The following is a 3,286-nucleotide window of genomic DNA, read 5'->3' on the forward strand; positions in this document are numbered from 1 at the left end:
GGCTTTCCTCCCCGCCCTGAAGAGCGGGGCTTCCAGCCTGTGTTTATGTGATGAAGGCAGGCTTTTCATGGCAGAAATATGGCTGCAACCGTCAGCTTACGGGGACATAGATTATGGTGAGGATCTCCTCCGGTTCGACCTCTCTAGGATCATTGACATAGCCCTCTCTTATTGGTCCGACGATCTTGTGGTTGTTCTTTTGCAGCCAGTCAAAGAGCTCCATATAAGTCGATTCGCATTCCTGGTAAGGTCCTTTGTGAACTGTCTTGGCCATCTTTCCTCCAGCAAGCTCATAGCATCTGATCCTATCATTCTCCGGGATGTTCTTTAAAATCGGAACGCAGACCTCTATGTCGGCATTGCCTGCCTCATCCGCTCTCTTTGCCTCCTCAACGCTCTTTTCGTGATATAAAAAAAGGGGATGCCCGACAATTATGGCTTTGCAGCTCATGGCATATTCAAATAGAGAGGCAAGCATTTCTGCGATCTCCCTATAATGCCCCTTCCGTCTCATACCTGCAACCAGTTGAGGCTTCTCGTCTATCACGGTAATTTCCGCCATGCTATCACGTATCATTATCTGATTTTATTTCGGATATATCTTTCGAGCTGTCCTCTTTGGAGCATTCTCTTTCAGAGTCTGTACCATGTCTATAAATATTTGACAATCAGAATCTAATTAAAATTCACACTAGGCACATAAATGAAGATAGTTAATTTGCTTGTCATGCTATTCCTGATCGCCGCAACACCAGCAATAGCTATTGCGTCGGGGGAGACGATCGCATTGGGTCCAGCCACCATCTCATTGGACCTGGAAAATATTGGTTCATATACGATAGAGAAGGAGAGTGTCATCTCAATGGATCATGAGGAAAAAGATATCCGATTTCAATATGAGATCACACCTGCAAACATAATTATCGATGATAAATTAGGCCAAATTATACTGGAAGTCCATCAAATGAGTACCGCGGAGCCGATGGATGAACCTATCTCAGAAAGGGATCAATCAACAGGCATTGAGCATTGCATTCAGAAATCGGATATGATTCACGGCAGCCGAGAAATGACCATGAAGGAATATGAAGTTGATGGCCATGATGGCGTTTTAGCGACCATAGAGATCGATTCAGATGATCCCCTTAGTGCACTTGGATTGATCGAATCAAATGATCCCCTTTACGTACTCGGATGGTGTCTTGATCAGAAAGATGGTGAAGGTAGTGTTGTATGTGTAATTGGATCTGATCTTCCTTGGGAAACAACGAAAGAGATTTTCGATTCAATATCTTCAGATTTGGCATAATTCGGCTTCGACTCAAAAGTCCCTTTTTTTTAGTCCAATCGCAATCCTTATATATGTTATATGTTAGCATGCTACATGTTAGCATGATTAGGTGATTGGATTTGAGTGAGATTGGCAAGAGAGTCAGAATTGAGAGGATAATGGATAGAGACAGCGGGAACACAGTCATAATTCCACTGGACCATGGCATATCAGTCGGCCCCATCCAGGGCCTGGCCGACCTCCCGGAGATGGTAAACAAGGTGGCCAAGGGCGGAGCCAATGCCGTGCTGCAGCAGAAGGGAATGGTCAGGCATGGTCATCGCGGCTATGGCCAGGATGTGGGACTGATCGTGCACATGAGCGCCTCCACCTCTTTAGGTCCAGACCCCAACAACAAAGTCCAGGTCTGCCTGGTGGAAGAGTGCCTCAAGATGGGCGCTGATGCTGTATCCATTCATATCAATATCGGCTCTGAGACCGAGTCCGATCAGCTGAGCATCATGGGGTGCGTCAGCGAGCGCTGCGACTTCTGGGGCATGCCGCTGGTGGCCATGATGTACCCCCGGGGCAAGAACATCGCCAATCCCAATGATGTGGAAGTGGTAGCCCACGCTGCCCGGGCGGGAGCGGAGCTGGGAGCGGACATAATCAAGACCAACTACACTGGCGATCCTGACAGCTTCCGTAAGGTGGTCAAGGGCTGCCCAGTGCCAGTGGTCATAGCAGGCGGTCCTAAGACCGAGACGGACATGGAGTTCTTGAAGATGATCGAAGGAGCGCTACAGGCTGGTGCGCGCGGGGTGGCCATAGGCAGGAACGTCTTCCAGCATAAAGATCCGGTGAAGATGACCCGTGCCATAGCGGCCATAGTAAACAAAGGCAAGAACGCTGATGAGGCCATAAAGATCCTGAAATGATAGAAACGAGCAGGGCGCAAACTCCGGTCTTCGGGCCGGAGTAAGCCCGTAAGTACTCTATTTATNNAGACCATCTCAAAGACATATTCCATACCATAGCAGAGAAGAAGGGGGTAGAGATATTGAGTCTGGAGATAATGCCGGACCACATCCATCTTTTCATCTCATCTCCTCCTCAAAATGCCCCGTCTTTGCTAATCAATTGGTTCAAAGGAATCAGCGCCAGGATGTACAATTATTGGTATAACGAAACCGCTATCAAGTGGACCAATTCGTATTATGTCGGCACTGCTGGAACCGTGACAGCAGAGACCATCAAGAAGTATATCGAGGAGCAGAAATCCAGATGAAGACCGCCTACAAGTTCAGGATGTACCCTAATAGGCTACAAGAGGCCCAATTAGACCTTACTCTCGAAACTTGCAGGCACCTGTATAATACGGCATTAGCAGACAGAAAGAACGCCTATGAGACTGAAGGCATTAGCAGATCATACGAAGATCAGGCTGCTATGCTCACTGTCGAGCGAAAGAACGGCAATTTCCTCGGGATATATGCCCACTGTCTTCAGGATGTCCTTCGCAGGCTGGATAAGTCCTTCAAAGCATTCTTCCGGCGAGTCAAGGCCGGAGAAAACCCAGGATATCCCAGATTCAAGGGCAGGGGTTGGTATAAGTCCTTCACATATCCAGACTCCGAGACAGGATACAAGATGGAAGGCTCAAAGCTAACTCTTTGCAAAGATCGGAACCATCAGGATATTTAAGCATCGGGAAGTCGAAGGAAAGATCAAGATTTGCACCATCAAGAAGGATCTCCTGGGCCATTGGTACGCCGTCTTAGTGGCGGAAATCGAGGATGCCCCTGCCGTTGAGCCAACAACCACAATAGGGGTAGACGTTGGCCTGAAGAGCCTAATAACCACGTCTGCCGGTAAGTCGATCCAATACCCTCGATACTACATCAAGTTAGAAGAGAAGCTGGCTGCTGCCCAACGATCTCTTTCCAGAAAGAAAAGGGGCTCGGCAAACAGGCGGAAAGCTAAAGCAAAAGTAGCTAAGATCAGTAAGAGAATTCA

6 protein-coding genes are annotated in these 3,286 nt (G+C 48.0%); 5 read left to right on the forward strand and 1 reads right to left on the reverse strand.

From position 1 onward, the window contains the following. Positions 1–91: 91 nt before the first annotated feature. A complete protein-coding gene (locus tag BP822_RS03445) occupies positions 92–577 on the reverse strand; it encodes a GyrI-like domain-containing protein (RefSeq protein ID WP_286877747.1) in 486 nt (161 codons plus the stop codon). Between the two features lie 126 nt (positions 578–703). On the opposite strand from BP822_RS03445, the gene BP822_RS03450 reads away from it, so the two are divergent. The 5 genes from BP822_RS03450 to BP822_RS03470 all read left to right on the forward strand — a co-directional run. Continuing rightward, positions 704–1,309 carry a hypothetical protein gene (locus BP822_RS03450; protein ID WP_048132612.1) on the forward strand — a complete coding sequence of 202 codons (606 nt, stop codon included), beginning with the start codon at positions 704–706 and terminating at the stop codon, positions 1,307–1,309. A 101-nt stretch (positions 1,310–1,410) separates the two neighbouring features. Continuing rightward, positions 1,411–2,208: a 2-amino-3,7-dideoxy-D-threo-hept-6-ulosonate synthase gene (locus BP822_RS03455; RefSeq protein WP_048133388.1), complete on the forward strand. Its 798-nt coding sequence runs from the start codon at positions 1,411–1,413 to the stop codon at positions 2,206–2,208. 59 nt (positions 2,209–2,267) lie between these two features. After that, positions 2,268–2,558, forward strand: coding sequence for an IS200/IS605 family transposase (tnpA, locus tag BP822_RS03460; protein WP_286877749.1), 291 nt, complete (start codon positions 2,268–2,270; stop codon positions 2,556–2,558). Beyond that, entirely contained in the window at positions 2,555–2,974 is a 420-nt protein-coding gene (locus BP822_RS03465) for an RNA-guided endonuclease InsQ/TnpB family protein (RefSeq protein WP_052297591.1), read from the forward strand. The genes tnpA and BP822_RS03465 overlap by 4 nt, the downstream gene beginning before the upstream one ends. 76 nt (positions 2,975–3,050) lie before the next feature. Next, positions 3,051–3,286: transposase (locus BP822_RS03470; protein WP_286877748.1), on the forward strand; the 236-nt coding region annotated here is incomplete at its 3' end.

It is taken from the genome of Methanosaeta sp. UBA458, from assembly GCF_002496085.1.
GTDB lineage: Archaea > Halobacteriota > Methanosarcinia > Methanotrichales > Methanotrichaceae > Methanothrix > Methanothrix soehngenii.